The following is a 6,274-nucleotide window of genomic DNA, read 5'->3' as shown; positions in this document are numbered from 1 at the left end:
AGCGGGCGAGCTTCACGGGGCTGTAGCCGCCCACGCTCTTGTGGTGGTAGGAGCTGATCGCGTCTTCGAAGCGGGCGGTATTAAGTACGCGGTAGTAGGGATCGGGGTCTTTGCGGATCTCGGTGTCTACGGGCGATGGTGCGAAGATGGCGCTGTATTCGGTGGGCGTTACGTAATGCTCTTTGCCGAGGTAGCGGTTGGAGATCCATATCTGGTCGAGGGCTACGAGGCCGGCGAGGATGGCCAGTACCGGTGTTGCCGCCAGTTTGCCTTTCAGCCAGGCCCAGCCCAGTGCAAACGCCGCCACGATGAAGAAGAGGCTGCGGAAGGCGTCGATGCGCAGCAGCGAGGCGCGGTCGGCTTTCAGGGCGTTGACCAGCTGGTCGAGCATTTCCTGGTTGCCGCCCACGAACTGGCCGAAGAACTGGTATGCGAAATCGTCTTTATGCGTGAAGGCAAGCATCCCGAAAGAAGCGATCACGAGCAGCAGCGCGAGGCCGCCGGTTACGTAAAGCGCTTTCGTGAGGTTTTTCATGGCGAGCTTTTTGTCCTGCGCGTCGGTGATCAGCTGGTTGAGGCCCCAGCATGCGAAGAAGGGGACCAGCAACTGCGGGATCACGAGGGCCTGCGCCGGCGCGCGGAACTTATTGTAGTACGGTAAGTGGTCGAACAGGAAATAGTTGATGAAAGACAGGTTGCTGCCCCATGCCAGCACTACGCCGGTCACACAGGCCGCGATGATCCATCCCCGGTTGAAATCCTTTACGGTAAACAGCGCGAGTACGAAGAAGAACAGGATGACGGCGCCCCAGTACACGCCGCCGTCGGTCATAGGCTGGCCGCCCCAGTAGCGCGGCATCTGCTGCACGAGCTGATCGGCCTGCGCCTGCGGTACGCCCATATTCAGCAATTGCTTGTGCATTTCGCCGTTCCCGGGCAGCGGGCCTGTGGAAGGACCGCCGTACAGGTTGGGCGCTACGATGGTGAGCGTTTCCATGATGCCTTCGCTCCAGTTGAAAGCGTAGGATTTATCGAGGCCGCCTTTGGTTTTATCGCTTTCGGTACCGGCTTCGGGCGTGAGCTCGCTATGGCCGCCGCGCATGGTGTATTGCGCGAACTCGGTGGTGGTCCACAGGGTAACGGTGCTCGGTAATACAGACAGTATCCCGAAAACGATCAGCGTGCCCGTAGCTTTGGCGAAACGGGGAAGTTCTTTGTTACGGATGGCATGGATGAAGTAGGTAACGCCCAGGCACAGGCACACCAGCAGCATATAATACACCATCTGGTAGTGGCCGGAGGTGATCATGAGGCACAGTGTGATGCAGGTGATGATCCCGCCGATGAAGTATTTGCCGCGGTAGGCGAGGAGGATGCCCGCGAGCAGGGGCGCCATGTAGGCGATGGTGAACATTTTCGTATCGTGCCCCGCCGCAATGATCATGGCGTTATAGGAACCGAACCCGAAGGCGATGGCGCCCAGTACCGCTACCCACCAGCGGAAGTGCATCACGCACAGCAGGAAGTAAAACCCGATCATGGCCAGGAAATAAAAATTCACCGGCTTCGGCAAACCCAAAGTCAGGATCGTGTGCAGGTTGTACGTGTAGTTATCCTGCGCCATATAGATCTGGTAGGTGGGCATACCGCCGAACATGGCGTTGGTCCAGATGGGCTGGATGCCGGTACTGTCGTGGTAAGCGCGCGCTTCCTGCGACATACCCTTCCAGGAAACGTTATCCGTCTGCCGCAGTTCCATGTCGTTCAACACGGGGGAGCAGAACAGGAAAGCTAATCCCAGGAAGATCAGGATGGCATACACATGTTTCAGGAGGCCTTTTTGCCAGTTTTGTTGCATCGGGTTTTTCCGGTTTAGTTTTTAAAAGAATCCAAAATAACTGTATTTTATCCGAAATTTCAATATGAGGCTCGTCCGCTTTCTCATAAAATTGAGCTTTATCTGTAATATCTGCTTTTTGCTCGGTTACTTCGTCCGGATGATGGGAGATCCCGAGGCCTGGAGCTTCCTCACCAAACACGTCACCATCCTCGGCTGGCTCGTGGCTGCGCCGCTCAATATCCTCACGGTGCTCATCGCTGTTGTCATGCTGCTGTTGAAAAAGGTGCGGTTTGCAGACATCCATCCATATGTATTTGTGCTGAATGTGCTTATCTTGCTCATCCAACTCGCATCACCCATATGATTACCAATATCTTAAAAGACAAACCCACCCGGGTATTCATCATACTGGCCGGCATTTTCGTGGCCAACGCCCTCATCGCCGAGATCATCGGCGTCAAGATATTCTCCCTGGAAGCCACCTTCGGCATGAGCCCCGTCAATATCCTGATCTTCGGCGACGCCTATAGTTTCAATATGACCGCCGGCGTATTGCTCTGGCCCGTTGTGTTTATCATGACCGATATTATTAATGAGTATTTCGGGGTGAAGGGCGTCCGTTTTCTGTCGTACCTCACCGCCGCGCTCATCGCATTCGCCTTCATCATCTTTTATATCGCCATCCGCCTCGAGCCGGCCGCGTTTTTCGTAACCAGCAAGGTAGAAGCCGGTGTGCCGGATATGGATGTGGCCTACGGCCAGATCCTGGGCCAGGGTTCCATGATCATCATCGCTTCGCTTACGGCCTTCCTGCTGGGGCAGCTGGTGGATGTGTTCACGTTCCATAAGATCAAGAAAATGACCGGGGAGGGGAAAATCTGGCTCCGCGCTACCGGCTCTACGCTCGTTTCCCAGCTCATCGATTCGTTCGTCGTGCTGTTCTGCGCCTTCCACCTGTTCCCCATCATCACCGGGCAAAAAGGACAAGCCTGGCCGCTGGGGCTGGTCATCAGCGTCTGCATCATCAATTATATATATAAATTCACGGTCGCCATCGTGCTCACGCCGGTCATTTATTGGGTCCATGGTATCATTGAACGGTACCTGGGGCACGATCTGGCGGCGGAAATGAAGCGGGCGGCCATGAACCGTTAATCATACCACATCTCATGCCTCAGTTTACAGTCCGTGTGTACGGCATTTTGTTCAATGAAAAGAAACAGGTACTCGTGAGCGACGAGTACATCCGCGGCGGTTATTACACCAAATTCCCCGGCGGCGGCCTCGAATTCGGGGAAGGCACGCTGGAATGCATCGTCCGGGAATGGAAGGAAGAAGTGAACCAGGACGTGGAAGTGGTAGAACATATCTACACCACCGACTTCTTCCAGATCTCCGCTTTCGATGACGTGAACCAGATCATCTCCATATATTACCTGTTGAAAGCCACTTCTCCCTTCGTGGCGCCTTTGCTGGAAAAGCCGTTCGGGTTCGAGGTCCCGGAAGGTGCAACGCAGGTGGAAGGGGTGAGATGGGTGGATTGGGAAGACTTCTCCTCAGCGGCGGTTACCTTGCCGATCGACAAGGTGCTGGCGGATATCGTCAAAGCGAAATACTAGAACCACTTTTTCTTCATGAAATACCAGCTCATCACTACCGCGGTTACGATCGCGATGGTGACAGGTATGTAGAAGCTGAAGGGGGAATGTGCGTAGGGAATGTCTACGTTCATGCCGTAGATGCTGGCCACGAGAACGGGCAGGGTGAGAACGATCGTGATGGACGTGAGGCGTTTCATCACGAAGTTGAGGTTGTTGGAAATGATGCTGGCGAAGGCATCCATGGTGCTGGAGAGGATGTTGGTGTAGATATTGGCCATTTCCAGCGCCTGGGAAGTGTCTACGATCAGGTCGTTCAGGAATTCCTTTTCGTCTTCGTTGAGGCCGAGGAAATTGGTGCGTTCCAGTTTCATGAGCAGCAGTTCGTTGCTGCGCAGGGCGGTAACGAAGTATACGAGGGATTTCTGGATCCGCATGAGGTAGAGCAGTTCCTCGTTCCGGTTGGAGTCGTACAGCTTTTGTTCGAGCAGGTTGCGGCGCTGGTTGATTTCCTTGAGGTAATCGAGGAAGTTCATCACCACTTTCTCGAAAATCTTCAATACCATCATGTTCCGCTTTTCAGGATGGCGGTTATGGAAGGTGTTGAGGAATTTCTTGATGGCTGCGTTGTCGAAGGAATTGACGGTAACGATCTGGTTGTGGGTGAGGATGATTACGATGGGGATGGTAATGTAATAGGCGTCGCTTTCGTTGATGGAATTGTTTTCCGTTGGGGTTTTGATAACGATGAGCTTTACATTGTCTTCCAGCTCGAAGCGGCTTTTTTCGTCGATATCGAGGGAGTCCGTCAAAAAGTCCAGCGGGATATCGAGGTTTTCCGACAGTTGTTCGAATTCGGACTGCTTGAGCGGCGGGGTGATATTCACCCAGGCGCCATTGTCCGGCTCCTTGATTTCAACCGTACGGGCATCGATATTTATAAAGTACTGGATCATCCGGGCGCAAAGGTAATGGAATTAATGTACCAAAAGCCGGGGGGCTAAATTTTAATATTTCCTTCAAATACAGGCGTGGCGGGGCCGCAGAGCCAGATGTCCTCATACTGCTGCTCGCCGGTACGGAGGAAGCGGACTTCCAGGTGCCCGCCCAGGGTTTCGACCGGGATGGCGTATTCACCGGCTTCGCCGGGAGCGGCCGTAAGGGCGGCGGCGGTAACGCCCGTGCCGCAGGAATACGTTTCGTCTTCCACGCCGCGCTCATAAGTGCGCACGAAAATGCCTTTATCGATTTCCTGTACAAAGTTCACGTTGGTGCCCACGGCGGCAAAGCGGTCGTTGTAGCGGACGGCCCGGCCGTCTTCATACACATCCACTTCCTGGATGTCGGTCACAAATTGCACGTAGTGGGGAGAGCCGGTGTTGAGGTAGAAGAAGGAACCGCCGTTTTCGACCTGGTCCACATCTTTCATTTTCAGTTCCACCCAGCCGTTTTCCCGGAATTTGGCGTCATGCCCGCCGTCGGTCGCGATAAACCGCAGGGTTTCGCCGGGGATGCCCATGTGGCGGGCAAAAGCGGTAAGGCACCGGCCGCCGTTGCCGCACATGCTGCCTTCGCGGCCGTCGGCATTGTAATACTTCATCCGGAAGTCGTACCCGTCCTGGTTCTCGAGCATCATCAACCCGTCGGCACCGATGCCGAAGCGGCGGTCGCAGAGGTGTTCGATCTGTTCGGTGGTCAGCCCGGCGTAATCGCCGTTGCGGTTGTCGAGGATCACGAAATCGTTCCCGGTGCCCTGGTATTTATAGAAATGAATCTGCATGATGGTGCAAAGTTACACAATACTGGGATTGGATCAAGCGGCGATGATGGGCAGGGCCGTGGCGATGAGCTTTTCCACCGCGGCATTGCCGTCCGCACTGAATTCTCCCCGAACGCGGTTGGCCACGATGGCGCTGAGCGAGAGGCAGCGGTGCCCGAGAACGCGGCCCAGTCCGTAAATCCCCGATGTTTCCATCTCGAAATTCGTGATATGGCGGTTTTCGAAGCTAAAGGCGCCCAGCTGGCCGATCAGCTGGGGGTGGGAGAGGGCGCCCCTGAGCTGGCGGCCCTGGGGGGCGTAGAAGCCGGGGCAGGTAACGGTGATGCCTGTATGGAACCCTTCGCCGAAGCGCTCCAGCAATTCGGGTGCGGCTTCAAAAAGGTAAGGCCTGGCCGCGTGGGGCTGGAGGCGCACCTGCCCTCGGAAGGCTTCCAGTAGCTGGAGCTCTTCGGGCGTGTTGTGCCAGGTGTAATACGGCAGCAAATTGTCCAGCCCGATGGCATGCGACGAAGCCACGAACGCATCCACGGGGATATCTTCCTGCAGGGAACCAGAAGTGCCCAGCCGCACGATGCGCAGGCTCACGAGTTCCTCCTTTACCTGCCTGGTATTGAAATCAATGTTCACCAGGGCGTCCAGCTCGTTCAGCACGATGTCGATATTGTCGGTCCCGATGCCGGTCGACACCACGGAGATCCGGGTATTTCCCACAAATCCCGTATGCGTGACGAATTCGCGGTGCTGGTATGTACCTTCGATCCGGTCGAAGTGCTTGCTCACATTTTGCACCCGTTCGGGATCACCGACGGTGATAATCGTATGAGCGATTTCTTCGGGTCTTACATCCAGGTGGTAAACGGCCCCGCGGGCGTTGAGGATCAGTTCTGATGCGGCGATTCCTGTAGACATACGTCAGTATTTTTTTATCCGTAAAGAAATATCTTGTAATCAGATTTGGCAAATATCTAAAATTTGCTACTTTTGCAGTCCATCAAAAACGGATGGCACAAAAAAAGGTACCGTGGCCGAGTGGCTAGGCAGAGGTCTGCAAAACCT

7 protein-coding genes are annotated in these 6,274 nt (G+C 55.0%); 3 read left to right on the top strand and 4 right to left on the bottom strand.

Features of this window, described 5'->3' with window-relative positions:
• A partial coding sequence (locus tag Q0510_RS02570) for a hypothetical protein (RefSeq protein ID WP_298707945.1) occupies positions 1–1,858 on the bottom strand: 1,858 nt, incomplete at its 3' end.
• Positions 1,859–1,949: 91 nt separating this feature from the next.
• Between Q0510_RS02570 and Q0510_RS02565 the strand changes: the two genes are divergently transcribed.
• Genes Q0510_RS02565 through Q0510_RS02555 form a run of 3 tightly spaced genes read left to right on the top strand, consistent with a single transcriptional unit; the run spans position 1,950 to position 3,459 of the window.
• Entirely contained in the window at positions 1,950–2,204 is a 255-nt protein-coding gene (locus tag Q0510_RS02565) for a hypothetical protein (protein WP_298707944.1), read from the top strand.
• On the top strand, positions 2,201–2,995 hold the full coding sequence (locus Q0510_RS02560) for a queuosine precursor transporter (RefSeq protein ID WP_298707943.1): 795 nt from the start codon (positions 2,201–2,203) through the stop codon (positions 2,993–2,995). The genes Q0510_RS02565 and Q0510_RS02560 overlap by 4 nt, the downstream gene beginning before the upstream one ends.
• A gap of 14 nt (positions 2,996–3,009) precedes the next feature.
• Positions 3,010–3,459, top strand: a complete 450-nt coding sequence (locus Q0510_RS02555; RefSeq protein ID WP_298707942.1) for an NUDIX domain-containing protein — start codon at positions 3,010–3,012, stop codon at positions 3,457–3,459.
• Here Q0510_RS02555 and Q0510_RS02550 read toward each other — a convergent pair.
• Genes Q0510_RS02550 through Q0510_RS02540 form a run of 3 tightly spaced genes read right to left on the bottom strand, consistent with a single transcriptional unit; the run spans position 3,456 to position 6,127 of the window.
• On the bottom strand, positions 3,456–4,394 hold the full coding sequence (locus Q0510_RS02550; protein WP_298707940.1) for a magnesium transporter CorA family protein: 939 nt from the start codon (positions 4,392–4,394) through the stop codon (positions 3,456–3,458). The genes Q0510_RS02555 and Q0510_RS02550 overlap by 4 nt on opposite strands.
• A gap of 44 nt (positions 4,395–4,438) precedes the next feature.
• A complete protein-coding gene (gene dapF, locus Q0510_RS02545; protein WP_298707938.1) occupies positions 4,439–5,218 on the bottom strand; it encodes a diaminopimelate epimerase in 780 nt (259 codons plus the stop codon).
• 33 nt (positions 5,219–5,251) lie between these two features.
• Positions 5,252–6,127, bottom strand: coding sequence for a nucleoside phosphorylase (locus Q0510_RS02540; RefSeq protein ID WP_298707936.1), 876 nt, complete (start codon positions 6,125–6,127; stop codon positions 5,252–5,254).
• Positions 6,128–6,274 lie beyond the last annotated feature (147 nt).

It is taken from the genome of uncultured Chitinophaga sp., from assembly GCF_937874145.1.
Taxonomy (GTDB): Bacteria; Bacteroidota; Bacteroidia; order Chitinophagales; family Chitinophagaceae; genus Chitinophaga.
Note: the sequence above shows the minus strand (reverse complement) of the source record. Positions and strands in the feature narration are given on the sequence as shown.